The sequence below is a fragment of the Allobosea sp. GW821-FHT09G06 genome (assembly GCF_059416005.1).
Genome location: NZ_JBWKOI010000001.1, coordinates 1,532,692 through 1,551,305 on the forward strand (window position 1 = coordinate 1,532,692; position 18,614 = coordinate 1,551,305).

Sequence of the window (18,614 nt, forward strand, 5' to 3'; positions counted from 1 at the left end):
TCACTCTCCCCGGTAGGTCGGCGTGCGCTTTTGCTGGAAGGCGGAGACGCCTTCCTTGACGTCGTCGGTATAGGAGACGAGCGAACTCGCCAGCGCTTCCATGATCGCGCCGCTATCCTCGTCCTCGGCGGCATTGATGAGCTGCTTGACGACGATATTGGCGACCGGCCCGCGCTGGCAGATGCGCTCGGCCATGGCCTGCGCGGCTGCGAGCGCGCCGCCCTTCTCGACGACCTGATCGACGATGCCGAGCGAAAGCGCGTTCTCGGCGGTGACGATCTCGCCGGTGAGCGCAAGGCGCCGTGCGACCTGCCCGCCGAGGCGCCGGACGAGACGCTGCGTGCCGGACCAGCCGGGGATCATGCCGAGCCCGGTTTCGGGCAGGCCGATCTTGGCCTGGACCTCGCAGATGCGGATATCGGCGGTGACGGCGAGCTCCAGCCCGCCGCCGAGCGCATGGCCGTTCATCGCGGCGATGACCGGCGGCTTCATGCGCGCGAGCTTGTCGAAGACGCGGTGGCCGGAGCGGACCCAGCCCTGACCCATCTCCAGCGGAGATAACCCGCCCCAGGCGACGATGTCGCCGCCGGCGCAGAAGGCCTTGCCCTCGGCCGTCAGGATGACCGCACGCACCGAGCGGTCTGCATCGATCGTCTCGGCGAAGCGGCCGAGCAGGCCGACCATGACGTCGTCGAGCGCGTTGAGCTTCTCCGGCCGGGCGAGCGTGATCGTCGCGATGCCGGAAGCGATGTCGAGGCGGACGGGATCGCTCATGCCGCCCTCGCGGGGATTTCGAGGCCGAGCAACGCCTCATTGAACAGCGCGGCGTCCATCAGCTTCGGCGGCTTGGGCACCAGCAGCGGGAACTCGCTTTGGGCGAGAATGTCACGCTCCAGATCGACGCCCGGCGCGATCTCGGTGACGACGATGCCCTCAGTCGTCAGCTTCATCACGCAGCGCTCGGTGACATAGGTGATGTCCTGGCCCTGGGCGATGGCGCGGGGGCCGGAGAAGGAGATGTGCTCGACAGCCTCGACGAGCTTCCTGACCTTGCCTTCCTTCTCGATGACGAGCTTGCCATCCGCGATCGCGAGCTTGGCGGCGGCGCTGAAATAGCCGGAGAAGACGATGCGCTTGGCCCGTGCGGTGATGTCGATGAAGCCGCCGGCGCCGGCGGTGACATGCGGGCGCACGCCGAGCTTCGAGACGTTGACGCAGCCCAGCTTGTCGATCTGCAGGAAGGAGAGCAGCGACATGTCGAAGCCCGCACCCTGGAAATAGGTGAACTGGTAGGGGGAGGGGACGATGGCCTCGGCATTGGAGGCGCAGCCGAACTGGAATTCTAGGAGAGGCACGCCGCCGACGGCGCCCTGCTCGATCACCCAGGTGACGGCGCCGTGCTGGCCTTCCTCGATCAGAATGCGCGGGACATTGGCCGAGATGCCGAAGCCGATATTGACGGCGTCGCCATGGCGCAATTCCTGCGCGACGCGGCGCGCGATGACCTTGGCGACGTCGAAGGCCGGGGTCTCGAAGCTCGATAGCGGCCGGCGCACCTCGCCGGAGATGGCGGGATCGTAGACGGTCTGTGTCGTCTGCATCTGGTCGGGCGCGACCACGATCGCATCGACGAGGATGCCGGGCACGAAGACGGCCTGCGTATTGAGGCTGCCGGCCTCGACCACGCGCTTCACCTGCGCGATGACGATGCCGCCATTGTTGCGGACCGCCAGCGCCTGATCGAGCGGGCCGAGCAGTCCGCCCTCATGCTCGTAGGAGAGGTTGCCGCGCTCGTCGGCTGTGGTGGCGCGGATGATCGCGACCTTCGGCACGATGCTGCGGAAATAGAGCCAGTCCTCGCCGTCGAACTCGACACGGGCAACGATCGGCTCGGCCATGGCGCGCGCGTTCATGGCGCAGCCCTGATGCTTGGGATCGACGAAGGTATCCATGCCAATCTTGGTCAGCACGCCCGGCCGCTTGGCCGCGGCCTCGCGATGCATGTCGAACAGGATGCCGCTCGGGATGTTGTAGGCCGGGATTTCGTTGCCCGTGACCATCTTCCAGATCGCCGGCGGCTCGGCCGAGGATGGGCCGGAGGGGTAGGAGCCGCCCATGATCCGCGCCAGCAGGCCGGGCTTGGCGATGTGGTCGACGCCTTTGACGCCCCACATGTCGCCGGCCGCGATCGGGTGCAGCGTCGTCAGGTTGCGCGGATGGCCGGACGCGTCGAAGCGCCGGCCGATCGCCGCCAGAACCGCATCGGGGCAGCCAAGGCCGGAGGAGGAGGACACCGTGACGATCGCCTCGTCCGGGATCAGGGCGGCGGCTTCGTCGGCGGAGAGGATGCGGGGGAAGGCCATGATCTCTTGTCTCTTCGGAAAGTTTCAGCCGGCGGCCGCGAGCGCGCGCTGATAGGCGCCGCAGGATTCGCGGATGACGAGATGGGCGGGGCCGATGAAGCTCTCGGGCTCGGCGGCGGGATCGTTGATCTGCTTCAGCAGGAGGGCTGCGGCGCGCTCGCCGAGGCCGACGGGATCGACCGCGACGGTGGTCAGCGCCGGAGAGACATGGCGCGCCTCGCTGGTGTCGTCGAAGCCGACAATCGCGATGTCGCGCCCGACGATGAGGCCGTGGCGCGCGGCGGCGAGCATCGCGCCGATCGCGGTGACGTCGTTGTAGCAGACGACTGCGGTCGGCCGATCGGCGAGCGAGAGCACCGCGCTCATCGCGCTGAAACCACCGTCGCGCGTCGGCATGCTCTCGAGGTTTAGCGCGGGATCGACGCTGCGGCCGGACGCTTCCATCGCCGAGAGGAAACCGCCATGCCGCTCCTGCCGGACGACCATCGAATGCATGCCGCCGAGAAAGGCGATGCGCTCATGGCCGAGATTGATGAGGTGGCGGGTGACGCGGCTGGCGCCGAGGAGGTTCTCCGGCACGACGATGCTCGTATCGGCGCCGGGCAGGCGGCGGATCGCGACCAGCAGCGCAGTTCCGGCAGCCTTGGCCCAATCGAGATGCTCGGGCCGCGTATCCAGCGCGGGGCAGAGTATGATGCCGCCGGCGCCATGCTCGCGCATCATCCGCATCACCTGCTCCTGCCGCACCACGCTCTCGGCGGTGTTGGCCATGAAGGCGACATAGCCGGCCATCTGCAGCACCTTCTCCACGCCGATCGCGAATTCGGCGAAGAACGGGTTGGAGAGGTCGTTGAGGACGAGGCCGACGATGCGGGACTGCGCGTTACGGAGATTGGCGGCGCCGCGATTATAGACATAGCCGAGCCGGTCCATGGTCTGCAGGACATGCTGGCGGGTTTCGGGCTTCACCGCGCCGCGGCCGGTGAGGACGAGCGAGACCGTCGATTTCGAGACGCCGGCGGCGTCCGCGATCTCGATGATCGTCACCTTTCCCTTGCTGCCTTGCGGCTGCGGCATCGTTTCATCCCTGATGCGCGTGGCGCTGTTCTTTTCTTGGAACGTTCCATTATCAGTGAATGGATCGGCGCGCAATATGTCTCTTTCAAAGCCTTTATTGCCTCTGTATAAGGCTGGAAACGCGTTTCTTAATTGGAACGTTCCAATAAATTCACCGGAGGAAGCGATGGTCGAGATCAGCCTGCCCCGCATGGACGGCCGCAGCGAGCGCTACAGGCTGGCGCCGCCTTCGCCTTTCCCGCAGACGGCCAAAGCCAACGGCATCCGCACCGTCTATGCCGCCGCCCATGTCGTCGCCGACCCGCTGAAACTGGTCGATCCCTGGCGCGAGCCGGCCGTCGACTGGGATGCGACGCTGGCTTTCCGGCATCATCTCTGGGGGCTCGGCCTCAAGATCGCCGAGGCGATGGACACGTCCCAGCGCGGCATGGGGCTGGACTGGCAGAACGCCGCCGAATTGATCACCCGCGTCCTCGCCGAGGCCAAGGCGACGCCGGGCGCCGATCTCGCCTGTGGCGCCGGCACCGACCAGCTTGCTCCGCAGGATGCCCGCAGCCTCGACGATGTGATCCACGCCTATGAGGAGCAGATCGGCCATATCGAGGAGCATGGCGGCAAGATCATCCTGATGGCGAGCCGCGCGCTTTGCCGCGTCGCGAAGGGGCCGGACGACTACCTTGCCGTCTATGGCCACCTCATCCGCCAATGCCGGGGCAAGGTGATCTTGCACTGGCTCGGCGAGATGTTCGATCCGGCGCTTGCCGGCTATTGGGGCAGCCGCGATTTCGAGCCGGCGATGGAGACCGTGCTCACCCTGATCCGCGACCACGCCGACAAGATCGACGGCATCAAGATCTCGCTGCTCGACGCGGGCAAGGAGATCACTATGCGCCGCCGCCTGCCGGCGGGCGTCGTGATGTATACCGGCGACGACTTCAACTACGCGGAGCTGATCGGCGGCGACGATCAGGGCTTCTCGCACGGCCTGCTCGGCATCTTCGATCCGATCGCGCCGGCCGCCGCAGCCGCCTTCGCCAGGCTGGAGGCGGGCGACCGCGCCGGCTTCCATGCGATCCTCGATCCCACCGTGGCGCTCTCGCGCCGGCTCTTCGAGGCGCCGACGCAGCATTACAAATGCGGCGTCGTCTTCCTCGCCTGGCTCAACGGCTTCCAGACCCATTTCCGCATGGTCGGCGGCGCTGAATCCGCGCGCGGCATCCTGCACTACGCCGATCTCTTCCGTCTCGCGGACCAGTCGGGGCTGCTGATCGATCCCGAATTGGCCGCTCGCCGGATGACGCATCTCTGCGCTCTCAACGGCATCGCCTGAGGGGAGGGCAGGTCATGCACGCCCCCCTGCTCGACGCCGAAATCTACGACCAGACCCGCGAGACCGCCCGGCGCTTCGCCGAGGAGGTCGTCAGGCCCGTTGCCGCCGATCTCGACCGCGACGAGACCTTTCCGGCTGAAATCTACGCGCAGATGGGCGCGCTCGGCCTGTTCGGCATCACCGTGCCGGAGGAACATGGCGGCGCCGGGCTCGATACCTATGCCTACTCGATCGTCATGGAGGAATTGTCGCGAGGCTATTCATCCGTCGCCGACCAATGCGGCCTCGTCGAATTGATCGGCACGCTGCTGACCCGCTACGGCACGCCCGAGCAATTGCAGCGCCTGCCCGACATCCTCGCCGGCAAGACGCGCGTCGCCTATTGCCTGACCGAGGCCGAGGCGGGCTCCGATCTCTCCAATGTCCGCACCACTGCGCGCGAGACCGCCGAGGGCTATGTCATCGACGGCGGCAAGCTCTGGATCCACAACGCGCCCGTCGCCGATCTCGGCTTCGTGCTGGCCTCGACCGATCCGGCCGCCGGCCATCGCGGCATGAGCATCTTCCTGGTCGATCTGCATGCGCCCGGCGTCTCGCGTGGGCCGAAGGAGCACAAGATGGGCCAGCGCGCGAGCCAGGTCGGCGCGCTCAATTTCGATGGTGTCGTGGTTCCGCGAGAAGCCTTGCTCGGCCCGAAGGGGCGCGGCTTCCACATCATGATGAGCGTGCTGGAGAAGGGCCGCGTCGGCATCGCCTCGCTGGCCGTCGGCATCGCCCAGGCGGGGCTGGAAGCGGCGTTGGCTTATGCCCGTGACCGGCGCCAGTTCGGCAAGCCGATCCTCGACAACCAGGGCCTGCAATGGCTGCTGGCGGACATGGCCAAGGACATCGCTGCCGCTCGCGCGCTGGTGGAACGTGCCGCGCTGCTGATCGATCACGAGAAACCCGCGACTTCCGCCTCCTCGATGGCCAAGTGCTTCGCCAGCGACATGGCGGTGGCGCAGACGGCCAATGCCGTGCAGGTCTTCGGCGGTTCCGGCTATATCCGCGGCTTCGAGGTCGAGCGGCTCTATCGCGACGCCAAGATCACGCAGATCTATGAGGGCACCAACCAGATCCAGCGCACGATCATCGCGCGGGAATTGATCAGGAACGGCGCCTGATTACGGGGCCGTGGCCTGACTGGCCCTGGCGCGAACCGCCGCGAGGCAGCCGGCGATCTCCGCGATCAGCCATTCCGAGACGATGCGGCTGACGCGCGAGAGCGGGCGGCGGGCATCGATGGCGACGCTCACCGATTGCGGCTCGACGGCGGTGTCGCGGATCGGCAGGAAGACCAGCGAGCCGTTCATCAACTCCGGCGCGGTGTCGAGCTCCGAGGTGAAGGCGAGATATTCGCCTTCGAGCGCGAGCTGTTTCACCAGCTGGAGCGAGTTGGTGACCACGGCCCGGCGCGGGTCGGAAAACAGCCAGCCATGATGCATGTCGAGATAGCGCCGGATCGTCAGGGCGCGGCTCTGCAGGGCGATGCGGTGGGTCGAGGCTTCCTGGAAACTGACGGACTCGGCGCTCGCCAGCGGGTGGGACGGCGCGACGACGCAGCCGACCGGCAGCGCTGCGCTCCAGAGCACATGGATTTCGCGGCGCGGGACGAGGTTGAAGACGGCGGCGATGTCGGCGGCATCGCCGGCCAGCGCGGTCAAGGCCGCATCGGGGCTCGCGACCTCGACATCGAGCGAGATTGCCGGGTGCTCGGCATTGAGGCCGCGGATCAGCCGGGGCAGGAAGCCGTTGACATGGCTGTCCATCACGACGAGCCGGGTGTGGCCCTGATCGACGCCCTGTAGCTGGCGCAGGTCCGCGGCGGCGCGGCGCTCGTCGGCCAGCCAGTTGCGGGCCAGCGCGATGATGGCGTCGCCGGCCGCAGTGGGGCGCATGCCGCGCGGGAGCCGCTCGAACAACTCCATGTTGAAGTCCCGCTCCAGCAGCAGGATGTGCCGGTCGATCGCGGAGGCCGCGACATGGAGCTCGCGCGCGGCCTTCTGGATCGAGCCCGAGCGAGCGACCTGCTCGACATAGCGAAGAGCGGCGGGGACGAGGGAGGCGCGCATTTGACCATCCTAATTTTGAGAATGGAGAGTTACAAATTCTGAGCTGGACGGCAACATTCGAAGCGCCGATCCTACCTTACGTCAACAGGCCTTAGGCCCTCATGGCGCAGGGGGAGCGTGCATGATCGACGCCGGACGCATCAGGCAGCCCAACGCGCGCCGCAGCAGCCGCGAGGATGGCGGCAGGCCGGACAAGGCCTCGCGGCCGACGATCGGGGTCGTGCTGCCGTCGTCCAACCGGACGGTCGAGCGTGTCGCCTATGTCATCCGGCAAAGCCGCCCCGATCTCGACATCTGCATGACGCGGGTTCCCTATTCCGGGCATCCGAGCGACGGCTACGAACTCGACAGCTTCCGTCGGGCGACGCGGCTGCTCGCCGATACGCGGCCCGACGTCATCCTGTGGAATGCGACGCGCGGGGCGCTGCTCGGCTTCGAGCCCGACCGGGTGCTGTGCCGGATGATCGAGGAGATCGCCGGCGTGCCGGCGACGACGACGGCACTGGCGACCCTCCAGGTCCTGAAAGCCGACGGCATTCGCCGCATCGCCCTGATCGCGCAGGGCGGCCTCGACGATTGCGAGCGGCTGACCAGCACCTTCGGCGACGAGGGCATCACCGTGATCGCGTCATCGGCGCTCGGCATCGAGGACAATTTCGAGGCGGCGGCGGTGACGGATGACGACCTGATCGCCGTGGCCTCCGATCTCTGTGCGCGGGCCGAGCCGGAAGGCCTGTTGATCTGGAGCACCAATCTCGGCGGGCACGCGCTGTCGCGCCGCTGCGCCGGCCTCGGCGTCCGGGTCTTCGATTCCACCACGATCGGCTTCGATGTCGCGCTCGCCCTTCTCGACGACCCGCCCCGGAACAAGCCCCCGGATGCGGCACTAAGCCCAGCCTCTCCCCGATAACAACAAGGGCCCGTCAGTGGCCTGCTCAGAGGACGAACGGTCATGGTCACAACCCTTACACGCAGGCATTTCGGCAAGCTCGCGGCGGCTTCCGCGCTCGCTTGCCCGGCCGTGGTCCAGGCGCAGCCCGCCTGGCCCACGAAGCCGGTGCGCATTCTGATCTCCTTCCCGCCCGGCGGCTCCAGCGACTTCGTCGCCCGGGCGATCACGCCAGCCTTGTCCGAGCATTTCGGGCAGCAGTTCATCGTCGATAACCGCCCCGGCGCCGGCGGAACGGTCGCGGGCGACATCCTGCGGCGCGAGCAGCCGGACGGCTACACCTTCCTGCTCTCCAACAACGCGCCCTTCACCATCGCGCCGACGATGTTCAAGAAGATCCCCTACAACGTCGTCAAGGACTTCACCCATGTCTGCTATCTCGGCGCGACCTATGGCGGGCTGGTGGCCCACGCCAATGTCGGCGTGAAGACGGCGGCCGAACTGATCGCCAAGGCCAAGGCCAACCCCGGCCAGCTCAGCTTCGGTTCCAGCGGCGTCGGCTCGATCGGCCATATCACCGGCAACACCTTCTGCCGCGCGGCGGGGATCGACATCCTCCATGTGCCCTATCGCGGCGCCGGGCCGCTCAGGATCGACCTCACGGCCGGCATCATCGGCCTGCAGTTCGAGGGCATCGTCACCAGCGTGCCGCAGATCGCGGCGGGCGAGCTCTTCGGCCTGGGCGTCACCTCCGACAAGCGCCTGCCGGCGGTGCCGAACATTCCGACCTTCAAGGAGCTGGGCTACGACGTCTCGGTCAAGAACTGGCACGGCATCAGCGCGCCCGCCAACCTGCCGCCGGCCATCGCGGAGAAGATGAGCGCCGCGCTCGCCGATATCTGCACGCGCCAGGCCACCACCGACCAATTCTCGAAGATCGGCAACTACTACGACCCGATGACCTCGGCCGAATTCTCCACCTTCGTCGCCGACCAGATCGACGTGTGGCGGCCGATGATCATCGCCGCCGGGGCGGCCGGACAATGAGCGAGCCCAGCCTCTCCCCCGTCCGGCCGGGGCGGGCCGAGCTCGCCTCCGGGCTGCTGGTCACGGCGCTCGGACTGCTCGGCCTCGCCGCCTCCTGGGACCTTGAACGCGGCGTGCTGCGCCAGATGGGCCCCGGCTACCTGCCGGCCACCGTCTCCTGGCTGATCATTGCCGGAGGCGTCGCGATGATCGCCACTGCCATGCTGAAATCCGGCAAGCCGTTGCCGGACTTCCAGTTCAGGCCGCTGGCCGTCATCTCCGCCGGCATCGCGCTGTTCGGACTGACGATCGACAGGCTCGGGATTCTCGCGGCCATCGTAATCCTGATCATCGTCTGCGGCTTCGCGAGCCCGATCACCCGCTTCCGGGAGAACGTCGTGCTGGCCGTCTGCCTCGCGGCGGCTTCCGCCCTGATCTTCGTCAAGCTGTTGGGCTTGGCGATCCCCATCCTGCCGAGGTGAGCGCGCCATGGATCTGCTCGGCAATCTCGCTCTCGGCTTCTCCGTCGCCGCGTCCGCGACCAATCTCGGTTTCTGCCTGCTCGGCGTCTTCGTCGGCACGCTGATCGGCGTCCTGCCCGGCATCGGCCCGGTCGCGACCATGGCGATGCTCTTGCCCGCCACCTTCCATGTCGCGCCGGTCTCGGCGCTGATCATGCTGGCGGGCATCTATTACGGCGCGCAATACGGCGGCTCGACCACCGCGATCCTGGCCCGCGTGCCGGGCGAGGCCTCGTCGCTGGTGACGGCGCTCGACGGCTACAAGATGGCGCTCAAGGGCAGGGCCGGCGCGGCGCTCGCCATCGCCGCGATCGCCTCCTTCTTCGCCGGCACGGTCTCGACCTTGCTGGTCGCGATGTTCGGTCCAGCCCTGTCGAAGGTGGCGCTCCAGTTCGGGCCTTCGGACTATTTCGCGCTGATGGTGCTCGGCCTCGTCGCCGCGATCGTGCTCGCCAGCGGGTCGCTGCTCAAGGCGGTGATGATGATCCTGGTCGGCATCCTGCTCGGCCTCGTCGGCACCGATCCGAACAGCCCGCTGCCCAGGATGAGCTTCGACGTGCCGGCGCTGGCGGAGGGCATCAACTTCGTCTGCCTCGCGGTCGGCCTCTTCGGGCTTTCGGAGATCATCTACAATCTCGAGAAGGAGATCGTCCGGCCGCAGGCGATCCCGTTCCGCGAACTGATGCCGAACCGGGAGGAGATGAGGGCGGCGACGCCAGCGATCCTGCGGGGATCGCTGATCGGCTCGGCGCTGGGGATCCTGCCGGGCAGCGGCGCGCTGCTCGCCTCGTTCTCCGCCTATGCGATCGAGAAGAAGATCTCGAAGACGCCGGAGCGCTTCGGCGAGGGCGCGATCGAGGGTGTCGCCGCACCCGAGGCCGCGAACAACGCCGGCGCGCAGACCTCCTTCATCCCGTTGCTGACGCTGGGAGTGCCGTCCAACGCGGTGATGGCGGTGATGGCGGGCGCGATGGCGATCCAGGGCATCACGCCCGGCCCGCAGGTCATGGTCAAGCATGCCGAATTGTTCTGGGGCATGATCGCCAGCATGTGGATCGGCAACCTGATGCTGGTGATCCTCAACCTGCCGCTGGTCGGGCTCTGGGTGAAGCTGCTGCAGGTTCCCTACCGGCTGCTCTACACCTCGATCATCCTGTTCTGCTGCATCGGCGTCTACTCGATCAACAGCTCCGTCTTCGACGTCTATCTGACGATCGCCTTCGGCATCCTCGGCTATGTCCTGATCAAGCTGGAATTCGAGCCGGCGCCGCTCCTGCTCGGCGTCATCCTCGGACCGCTGATGGAGGAAAACCTCCGGCGCGCGATGCTCCTGTCCCGCGGCAGCCTCTCCGTGTTCTGGGAGCGGCCGCTGAGCCTGGGGCTGCTTTTGACGGCGGCCGTGCTGCTGATGGTCGTGCTGCTGCCGAGCCTGCGGCAGGCGCGCGACACACTCAAGGAAGAGTGACGGGGCCTCCCACTGGGTCGCGGGGCGCGTGCGCATCGATGGAAGCGCGCCCTGCGACCACTTTTTCCCCGTGCAAGGGCCATTCGCGATGAAACGCTTCAAGATGCTTCTCAATGCCAATTTCAGCGGGCCGCAGGCCTGGCTGCTGCTGGCGATCCGGCGCGGCTATGTCACTGACGCCGGGATCGAACTGGAGTTCACGCCGGGCACCGGCGCCTATAACGCTGCGCCCGGACTGGTCGCGCGCGATTTCGACCTCGCCTATGGCGACCTGAATTCGCTGATCGAGGTCGCGGCGGCCGAGCCGGAGCGTGCGCCGACCTGCGTCCATGCGCTGTTCAACGCCTCGGCGGCGGCGGTTGCGGTGCCCGCTGGCAGCCCGATCACGACGCCGGCCGACCTCAAGGGCAAGCATATGATCGGGCATGCCTCCGATGTGGGCCTGCGCACCTTCCGGGCCTTCGCCGAGGCGACCGGGCTCGATCCGGATGCCGTCAAGGTCGAGACCGCCGACGGTGCGATGGCGGAACTGGTGGCGCGGCTCGACACGGAACGCGGGCCGCATGGCCTGTTCGGCTATGTCAGCACCATCACCGCTGCATTGGCGGCACAGGGCAAGGACGCGGCGACGCAACTGCGCTGGCTGCGCTATGACCATTACGCCCCGTTCTTCTATGGCAGCGGCTTCATGGCCTCGCCGCGCGTCATCGCCGAGGAGCCGGAGGCGCTGACGCGCCTGGTCGCCGCCATCAATCGCGGCGTCGTCGAGGCCCTCGCCGACGAGGAGGCCGCGCTCGACGCCGTGCTGAGCTTCGCGCCCGAGGCCGACCGGGAGGTCGAGCGCATCCGATGGAGAACCACGCTCGCCGTCGAGCTCGCCCATCCCGATGGCGAGCGGCTCGGCCTCGGCATGATCGACGCGGTGCGCTTCACCGAGAGCGTCCGCCGCCATGCCAGCGCGCAGAACCTGCCGCGCGTCCCCGCGACCGAACGCCTGTTCACAGCCCGCTTCCTGCCGCCGGCTGCAGAGCTTGCCCGCACCCGCCAGACCCAAGGAGCCGTCGCTTGAAACGCCTGCGCATCCTCCTGAACGGCCCCTTCGCCGGCCCTCATGCCGGCTTCGCTCTCGCCGAACGGCGCGGCTACCTGGCCGATGCCGGCATCTCGATCGACTGGCATGCCGGCAAGGGCGCGTCCGCCGTCATCCCCGAACTGCTCGGCGGCGGCTATGACGCCGCTTATGGCGACCTCAACGCGCTCGCGCTTGCACTCGGCGGGCTGCCGCCGGAGACCGGGCCGAAGGCGATCTATGCTGCCTTCAACCAGACGCCGCTGACCATCGCCGTCCGGACGGGCGAGGGCATTGCGACGCCGCGCGACCTGGAAGGGCGCACGGTGCTCGGCCATACCTATGATGCGGCATTGCAGATGTTCCCGGCGCTCGTCGTGGCGGCCGGGATCGATGCCTCCCGCGTCAAGCTGATCTTCTCGGAGGACTCGCTCGGGCTGATGGTGCGGCGGATGGTCGAGACGCGCGACTGCGACGGCGTCTTCGGCTTCGTCAACACGATCAAGGCTTCGCTCTCGGAGGAGGGGCTCTCGATCGAAGACAAGGTCGGCTTCATCGAGTACCGCGACTGGCTGCCGTCCTTCTACGGCAATTCCCTGCTGGCATCGCCTGCCTTGCTGGCCGATCCCGGCCTAGCGCGCGTGCTGGTCGAGGCGGTGGCGAAGGGCTTCGCCGACCTGCGCGCCGATCCGGAAGCCGGGATCGATGCCGTGATGGAGATGCGGCCCCAGCTCGACCGCGCGATCAACCTGCGCCGCCTCAAGGGCACGCTCGCCATCGAGATGAACCATGCCGAGCGGCAGGGCGTGCGCGACGGCGATGTCGATCCGCCCCGCCTGCAGGAGGCGCTCGACCTGCTGGCGCGGGCCTTCCCGGCGACGCGGCCGCTCAAGGCGCAGGAGGTTTTCGCGCAGCTGCGGCCGGCCTGAGGCCGTGGAAGTTGTGGCAGGCTTCGCCACAACATCACCGCGAAATGACCAGACCGGCTCCAGCCTGAGACCGCATTTGGGCTGTCCGATGACCTTTCATCTCATCGCCAATACAGAGGAGAACTCTCCATGCGAAAGGCCATGATTGCCATCGGAACCGCGCTGCTCGTCTCGGGCGGCGCCATGGCGCAAGCGCCGGCCACGCCGACGCCGCCGGCCCAATCCGCGCCCTCGGAGGAGAAGGCCGCCACGATCAAGACGGTCAGCGTCGTCGACATGGACGCGCTGCCGGCTGCCGCGCAGGAGCAGGTCACGCAGCAGTCGAAGGCGCAGCCGGCGGGGCAGCTCCAGCGGGTCCAATCCGCAATCGAGGGCGAGCCCAAGCTGAAATCGGCGTTGGCCACGAAGGGCTTCACCTCCCGCGACGTGGTGCTGGCCTCGCTCGACAATGACGGCGAACTGACCATCGTCGCCAAGCGGGCGTCGTAAGTCCGGCGCGCCCCGCCCCTCAGACCGGGATCAGGGTCGCGACATGGCGCTCCGTCGGCCGCTCGCTTTCGGCGAGGCCGGCGGCGACGCCGGTGCGGTCGGCCGCGCTGCGGTTCTGGCTGAGCTTGCGTTTGCCTTCGAGCGTCGCGATCGGCATGCGCAGGCCGACGATGCCGCGCAACTGCGCCTGGACGAATTCGGGCGGCGCATCCGAGACCGCCCAGGGCGCGGCGCGGTCGCCCTCGTGCAGGTTGGTCAGGCGGGTGACGACATCGAGCAGGCGGGTCGCATCGTCGAAGAATTCGACCGGACCGGAGGCGTGGACGGTCACGTAATTCCAGGTCGGCACGACCTTGCCGGTCTCCTGCTTCACCGCATACCAGCTCGGCGTCACATAGGCGTCCGGTCCCGCGAAGATGGCGAGGCCGTTGCCGACGGCAGGCACGCGCCATTGCGGGTTCGCTCTGGCGAGATGGCCGTAGAGCACGCCATGCTCGCCCTCGTTCTCATCGATGAAGAGCGGCAGCGGCGTCGCCAGCGGGCCTTCCGCGGTCGCGGTGATGAAGGTGGCGAGACGCGCCGCGCGGATCGTCGCCAGCAGGCTCGTCCTGTCCTCGTCGCGAAAGGCCGGTGGGGTGTACATGCGGGAACTCCTTGTGCCGCCGCCGTCATGCCTGCAATCTGGACCTTCAGGAATATCCAGTTCCAAGAGTTTTGAGTGGTCCAGTTGGAAGAGCAGGGCGTCACCCGCCGGATCATCGCCGCGATCAAGCAGCGAATCCATGACGGAGAATACCGGCCGGGCGATCGCCTGCCGTCGAGCCGGGCGCTCGCCATCGAATGGGGCGTGTCGCGGACGACGGTCACGGCGGCCTATGCGCAGTTGATCGCGGAGGGCTATCTGTTCAACCGCCCCGGCGCGCGAGCCGTCGTGGCGCGCGGGCTTGCGGCTGCTCCAATACCCAAGGCCGATGCTCCGGCGAGCGTGCGAGCCCTGTCCGATTTTGCCGAGCGCCTGCTTGCCTTGCCCGCGCCGGCCCGGTTCCAGACCTACCGCGTCGCCGATCTCCGCTATGGCGATCTGAACGGGGCGGATTTTCCGATGCTGGCCTGGCGCCGCGCGCTCAACCGGGCGAGCCTGCGCCGGGCCGAGCGTTTGCGCTACAGCGATCCGCAGGGTTCGGCTCCGCTTCGCGAGGCCTTGCAGAGCTATTTGTGGCGCGCCCGTGGGATCAGTTGCGCGCCGGAGCAGATCATCGTCGTCAACGGCTCGCAGCAGGGGCTCGATCTCTGCGCCCGGCTGCTGCTCAACCCCGGCGATGGCTTCGTCATGGAAGACCCCGGCTATGTGCTGGCGCGGCATGCCTTCGCTGCTTCGGGCGGCGTGACGATCCCTGTCTCCGTCGATCGCGAGGGCATCAGGACGGAGGGCTTGCCGGCGGCGCGACTGGCCTATGTCACGCCGTCTCACCAGTATCCGCTCGGCAGCGTGCTTTCGGCGGCGCGGCGGCGGGGCTTGCTCGACTGGGCTGCCGAGGCCGGGGCCATGGTCGTCGAAGACGACTACGATGGCGAGTATCGGCATGGCGTCGCGCCGATCCCGCCGCTTCAGGTCTCGGCGCCCGACAAGGTGATCTATCTCGGCACGGTCTCGAAGACGCTCTCGCCGACGCTGCGGCTTGGCTATCTCGTCGTGCCGCCTGATCTCAGCCCTGTCTTCGCGGAGGCCAAGCGCCTGACCGATCGGCATACGCCCTTGCTGGAGCAGGAGGCGCTGGCGGAGTTCCTGTCGAGCGGTGGGTACGAGCGCCATGTCCGCAGCGTCCGCAGGCGGAATGCGGAGCGCCGGGCGGCGCTGCTGCAGGCTCTCGCCGATGAATGCGGGACGCGCCTGACCGTGACCGGCGCGGATACGGGCCTGCATGTCGTCGCCTGGCTGAACGGCGCTCCGGCGGAGCGCGAGGCGGCGATCGTCGAAGCGGCTCGCGCGGCAGGGATCGGCCTCTATCCGATCGGGCCGCTCTATGCCTCGGGGACCGAGCGGCCGGCCGAGGCCGGCTTCGTCATCGGCTATGCGGCGCATGAGGTCGATGTGATCCGGCGCGGCGTTGCCGGACTGGCCAAGGTGTTTTCTGCGGTGACCTGAAATCAGCCGCGCAAGCCGCCGAGCAGCAGGTCGCAATAATCCTGCGCGAAGGCGGCGGCGCGGCGGCCTTTGCCCGGCTTGAACCAGCGCACCATCCAGTTGAGCATCGAGAGGACGGCGCGGTTGGTGATGTCGATATCGAGCGGGCGGAAGGCGCCCTTGGAGACGCCGTCGGCGATGATTTGCCTCAGGGCCTGCTCGTGCTTGTCGCGCAGCTTCTGCGCCTCCGCGATCATCACGACGTTCTCCATGCCGCCATAGCCGACGAGCATGGTGAGGAAGCCGTCATAGTGATCCTCGAAGAAATCGGCATGGGCGGTCATGAAGCGGGCGAGCGCCTCTTCCGGGCCGGAGGCCTCGGCCGTCGCCTGCGAGACGTGACGGCGCAGCCCCTCCAGCGTGCGCACGATGATCGCCTCGTAGATCTCCTTCTTGTTCGGGAAGTAGTGGTAGATCGCCGCCTTGGTGACGCCGACCGAAGCGGCGAGCTCGCCGAGCGATGTCCCGTCATAGCCGTCGCGGGCGAAGAGCCGCGCGGCATCGTCGAGGATGCGGTCGCGTGCGTTCTCGATCGTCGGCGGGCGACCCTGGCGCTTCGGTTTCGCTGTGGTGTTCGGTCCTGCCATGGCTGGCCTCAGCCGATCGCGCCGGCAGCGCGCAGGCGCTCGATCTGCCCGGGCTCAAGGCCGAGATGCTCGGCCAGGACCGCATCGGTATGCTCGCCAACTGCGGGCGGCGGCGTCGGTTCGCGCGGGGGGCTTGCCGACATGCGCAAGGGGCTGCGGACCGAGCGGAAGGTACCGATCGTCGGTGAGGGCACCGAGACGACGCTCTGGCGCAATTCGGCGATGTCGCTGCTCAGGGCCTGCCCGACGCTGCGGACATCGCCTGCGGGCACGCCGGCGGCGCGCAGGTCAGCCAGTACTTCGGTCAGGTTCAGGCCCGCGAAATGCTGTTCGAGCAGGGGCAGCAGGGTTTCGCGATGCTCGGTGCGCTTGCGGTTGGTCGAATAGCGCGGATCGTCCGAAAGCTGGGCCAGGCCGAGCGCCCGGCAGAAGCGGCGGAACTGCTCGTCATTGCCGACGGCGATGGCGATCCGGCCGCCGATGCAGGCGAAGATCTGGTAGGGTACGATGCTGGGATGGGCATTGCCGTAACGGCCGGGATCCTTGCCGGTATTGAGATGGCCTGAGGCGATATTGGCGAGGAAGAACAGGGCGCTGTCGTTGAGGCCGATATCGAGCCATTGCCCCTCGCCGCTGCGCTCGCGCATGTAGAGCGCGGCGAGCACGGCCTGGACGGCATTCATGCCGGTGACGAGGTCGATGAAGGCGACGCCCAGCCGCATCGGCTCGCCATCGCGCTCGCCGGTGATCGCCATGAAGCCGGATTCGGCCTGGATGATGAAGTCGTAGCCGGGCCGCTCCTCCTGCGCATGGCCGCGGCCATAGCCGGAGATCGAGCAGACGATCAGGCGCGGGTTGATCGCCTTGAGGTCCTCATAGGTCAGCCTGAACTTGCGCAGCGAGGCCGGCCGGAAATTCTCGACGAGGATATCGGCCTTGCGGGCGAGTTCGACGATGATCTCGCGGCCCTCAGTCGTGCCCATATCGACGGCGAGGCTCTTCTTGTTGCGGTTCGCGCCGAGATAATAGGTCGAGATGCCCTCGACCGAGGGCGGCATCCAGCCGCGCGTGTCGTCGCCCGCGCCGGGTTGCTCGATCTTCCAGATCTCGGCGCCGAGATCGCCCAGCGTCATGGTCGCCCAGGGGCCGGCAAGGACGCGGGTGAGATCGAGGACCTTGATGCCGTCTAGTGCCGCGCCCATCGCCTGCCGCCTCGCATTCCCGATATTTACTTACCGGCTGGAAGGTATTTAACTGCCCCGCCTTGTCAAGGAAGCCCGAGGCACCGGGCGAGGGCAAGCGAGGGAGAGGACGATGGCCTTGGATAGCGAGACGATGCAGGGGCTGCTGGAGAGCGTGGCGCGCTTCGTGCGCGAGCGCCTGCGGCCCCTGGAGCATCAGGTCGCGCAGGAGGATCGCATTCCCGCCGAGATTCGCCGGGAGATCGCGGACATGGGCCTGTTCGGTCTCTCGATCCCGGAAGAGTTCGGCGGTCTCGGCCTGACGATGGAGGAGGAGGTCCGGGTCGCCTTCGAGCTCGGCCGGACATCGCCGGCCTTCCGCTCGCTGATCGGGACCAATAACGGCATCGGCTCGCAGGGGCTGATCATGGACGGCACGGAGGAGCAGAAGCAGCGCTACCTGCCGCGCCTGGCCTCGGGCGAACTCATCAGCTCCTTCGCGCTGACGGAGCCGGAGGCGGGCTCCGATGCCGCTTCGTTGAAGACCTCGGCGCGAAAGGTCGAGGGCGGCTATGTCCTCAACGGCACCAAGCGCTTCATCACCAATGCCCCGCATGCCGGGCTGTTCACGGTGTTCGCACGCACCGATCCGTCGCAGCCCGGCGCCAAGGGCGTTTCGGCCTTTCTGGTCGAAGCGGGCACGCCGGGGCTCTCGCTCGGGCCGGTCGACAAGAAGATGGGCCAGAGCGGCTCGCATACTTCGGATGTGATCTTCGAGGATTGCCGCGTTCCCGCCGATGCGCTGCTCGGCGGGCGCGAGGGGCAGGGTTTTCGCACGGCGATGAAGGTGCTCGATCGCGGGCGCCTCCATATCTCGGCGGTCTGCGTCGCGATGGCCGAGCGCGTGATCGATGACAGCCTGCGTTATGCCGTGGAACGCAAGCAGTTCGGCCAGCCGATCTCCGAGTTCCAGCTCGTGCAGGCGATGCTCGCCGACAGCCGGACGGAGGCCTATGCGGCGCGCTGCATGGTCTTGGAGACCGCGCGCGCCAAGGATCGGGCCGAGGATGTCGCGACGGATGCCGCCTGCTGCAAGCTCTTCGCTAGCGAGATGGTCGGTCGCGTCGTCGATCGGGCCGTGCAGATCCATGGTGGGGCCGGCTATATCGCCGATCACGGCATCGAGCGCTTCTACCGGGATGCGCGCCTGTTCCGGATCTACGAGGGCACCTCGCAGATCCAGCAGATCGTCATCGCCCGCAACATGGTGAAGGCGCTGGGCTGAGCGCGCCTATCTCCGCCAATTTCCCTCGGAACCGCTTCGTCATCCCGGGCTTGCCCCGGGATCCATCGGAGGGCGCCGGAACTCTACGATGGATCCCGGATCCGCGC

18 protein-coding genes are annotated in these 18,614 nt (G+C 67.7%); 11 read left to right on the forward strand and 7 right to left on the reverse strand.

All coding sequences use genetic code 11. The features are described from left to right. The 3 genes from AC07NY_RS07545 to AC07NY_RS07555 are packed head-to-tail and all read right to left on the reverse strand — an operon-like array spanning nucleotide 1 to nucleotide 3,440. Nucleotides 1–774 carry an enoyl-CoA hydratase/isomerase family protein gene (locus AC07NY_RS07545; RefSeq protein WP_494582943.1) on the reverse strand — a complete coding sequence of 258 codons (774 nt, stop codon included), beginning with the start codon at nucleotides 772–774 and terminating at the stop codon, nucleotides 1–3. Beyond that, complete coding sequence (locus AC07NY_RS07550; RefSeq protein ID WP_494582944.1) at nucleotides 771–2,363, reverse strand: acyl CoA:acetate/3-ketoacid CoA transferase; 1,593 nt, start codon at nucleotides 2,361–2,363, stop codon at nucleotides 771–773. Before AC07NY_RS07550 ends, AC07NY_RS07545 begins: the two co-directional genes overlap by 4 nt. A 24-nt stretch (nucleotides 2,364–2,387) precedes the next feature. Further along, nucleotides 2,388–3,440: a LacI family DNA-binding transcriptional regulator gene (locus AC07NY_RS07555; protein WP_492287983.1), complete on the reverse strand. Its 1,053-nt coding sequence runs from the start codon at nucleotides 3,438–3,440 to the stop codon at nucleotides 2,388–2,390. 166 nt (nucleotides 3,441–3,606) lie between these two features. On the opposite strand from AC07NY_RS07555, the gene AC07NY_RS07560 reads away from it, so the two are divergent. Then, nucleotides 3,607–4,770 (forward strand): dihydrodipicolinate synthase family protein, encoded by a 1,164-nt coding sequence (locus AC07NY_RS07560; RefSeq protein ID WP_494582946.1) that lies wholly within the window; start codon nucleotides 3,607–3,609, stop codon nucleotides 4,768–4,770. A gap of 14 nt (nucleotides 4,771–4,784) precedes the next feature. Then, nucleotides 4,785–5,933, forward strand: coding sequence for an acyl-CoA dehydrogenase family protein (locus AC07NY_RS07565; RefSeq protein WP_494582947.1), 1,149 nt, complete (start codon nucleotides 4,785–4,787; stop codon nucleotides 5,931–5,933). On the opposite strand, the gene AC07NY_RS07570 is transcribed toward AC07NY_RS07565, so the two are convergent. Then, on the reverse strand, nucleotides 5,934–6,881 hold the full coding sequence (locus tag AC07NY_RS07570; protein ID WP_492287980.1) for a LysR family transcriptional regulator: 948 nt from the start codon (nucleotides 6,879–6,881) through the stop codon (nucleotides 5,934–5,936). It lies immediately after the preceding gene. Nucleotides 6,882–7,002: 121 nt separating this feature from the next. On the opposite strand from AC07NY_RS07570, the gene AC07NY_RS07575 reads away from it, so the two are divergent. From AC07NY_RS07575 to AC07NY_RS07605, 7 genes are all read left to right on the forward strand, one after another. Continuing rightward, the gene (locus AC07NY_RS07575) at nucleotides 7,003–7,791 is read left to right on the forward strand and encodes an aspartate racemase/maleate isomerase family protein (RefSeq protein WP_494582948.1); all 789 of its coding nucleotides are present in this window, start codon (nucleotides 7,003–7,005) and stop codon (nucleotides 7,789–7,791) included. 42 nt (nucleotides 7,792–7,833) lie between these two features. After that, nucleotides 7,834–8,817 carry a Bug family tripartite tricarboxylate transporter substrate binding protein gene (locus tag AC07NY_RS07580; protein WP_494582950.1) on the forward strand — a complete coding sequence of 328 codons (984 nt, stop codon included), beginning with the start codon at nucleotides 7,834–7,836 and terminating at the stop codon, nucleotides 8,815–8,817. Beyond that, nucleotides 8,814–9,278: a tripartite tricarboxylate transporter TctB family protein gene (locus tag AC07NY_RS07585; protein WP_494582952.1), complete on the forward strand. Its 465-nt coding sequence runs from the start codon at nucleotides 8,814–8,816 to the stop codon at nucleotides 9,276–9,278. Before AC07NY_RS07580 ends, AC07NY_RS07585 begins: the two co-directional genes overlap by 4 nt. Nucleotides 9,279–9,285: 7 nt before the next feature. Further along, nucleotides 9,286–10,782: a tripartite tricarboxylate transporter permease gene (locus AC07NY_RS07590; protein ID WP_494582954.1), complete on the forward strand. Its 1,497-nt coding sequence runs from the start codon at nucleotides 9,286–9,288 to the stop codon at nucleotides 10,780–10,782. Nucleotides 10,783–10,870: 88 nt separating this feature from the next. Beyond that, entirely contained in the window at nucleotides 10,871–11,851 is a 981-nt protein-coding gene (locus AC07NY_RS07595) for an ABC transporter substrate-binding protein (RefSeq protein ID WP_494582956.1), read from the forward strand. After that, a complete protein-coding gene (locus AC07NY_RS07600; RefSeq protein WP_494582958.1) occupies nucleotides 11,848–12,780 on the forward strand; it encodes an ABC transporter substrate-binding protein in 933 nt (310 codons plus the stop codon). Before AC07NY_RS07595 ends, AC07NY_RS07600 begins: the two co-directional genes overlap by 4 nt. A 129-nt stretch (nucleotides 12,781–12,909) precedes the next feature. After that, on the forward strand, nucleotides 12,910–13,269 hold the full coding sequence (locus AC07NY_RS07605; protein WP_494582960.1) for a hypothetical protein: 360 nt from the start codon (nucleotides 12,910–12,912) through the stop codon (nucleotides 13,267–13,269). Between the two features lie 19 nt (nucleotides 13,270–13,288). Here AC07NY_RS07605 and AC07NY_RS07610 read toward each other — a convergent pair whose 3' ends face one another. Beyond that, the gene (locus tag AC07NY_RS07610; protein WP_494582961.1) at nucleotides 13,289–13,912 is read right to left on the reverse strand and encodes an FMN-binding negative transcriptional regulator; all 624 of its coding nucleotides are present in this window, start codon (nucleotides 13,910–13,912) and stop codon (nucleotides 13,289–13,291) included. 75 nt (nucleotides 13,913–13,987) lie between these two features. Here AC07NY_RS07610 and pdxR point away from each other — a divergent pair, with 75 nt between their 5' ends. Beyond that, complete coding sequence (gene pdxR, locus AC07NY_RS07615) at nucleotides 13,988–15,415, forward strand: MocR-like pyridoxine biosynthesis transcription factor PdxR (protein ID WP_494582963.1); 1,428 nt, start codon at nucleotides 13,988–13,990, stop codon at nucleotides 15,413–15,415. A gap of 2 nt (nucleotides 15,416–15,417) precedes the next feature. On the opposite strand, the gene AC07NY_RS07620 is transcribed toward pdxR, so the two are convergent. Both AC07NY_RS07620 and AC07NY_RS07625 read right to left on the reverse strand, forming a co-directional pair. After that, nucleotides 15,418–16,041: a TetR/AcrR family transcriptional regulator gene (locus AC07NY_RS07620; RefSeq protein ID WP_494582965.1), complete on the reverse strand. Its 624-nt coding sequence runs from the start codon at nucleotides 16,039–16,041 to the stop codon at nucleotides 15,418–15,420. 8 nt (nucleotides 16,042–16,049) lie between these two features. Further along, entirely contained in the window at nucleotides 16,050–17,243 is a 1,194-nt protein-coding gene (locus tag AC07NY_RS07625) for a CaiB/BaiF CoA transferase family protein (protein ID WP_494582967.1), read from the reverse strand. 112 nt (nucleotides 17,244–17,355) lie between these two features. Here AC07NY_RS07625 and AC07NY_RS07630 point away from each other — a divergent pair, with 112 nt between their 5' ends. Next, nucleotides 17,356–18,507, forward strand: a complete 1,152-nt coding sequence (locus tag AC07NY_RS07630) for an acyl-CoA dehydrogenase family protein (protein WP_494582968.1) — start codon at nucleotides 17,356–17,358, stop codon at nucleotides 18,505–18,507. Nucleotides 18,508–18,614 lie beyond the last annotated feature (107 nt).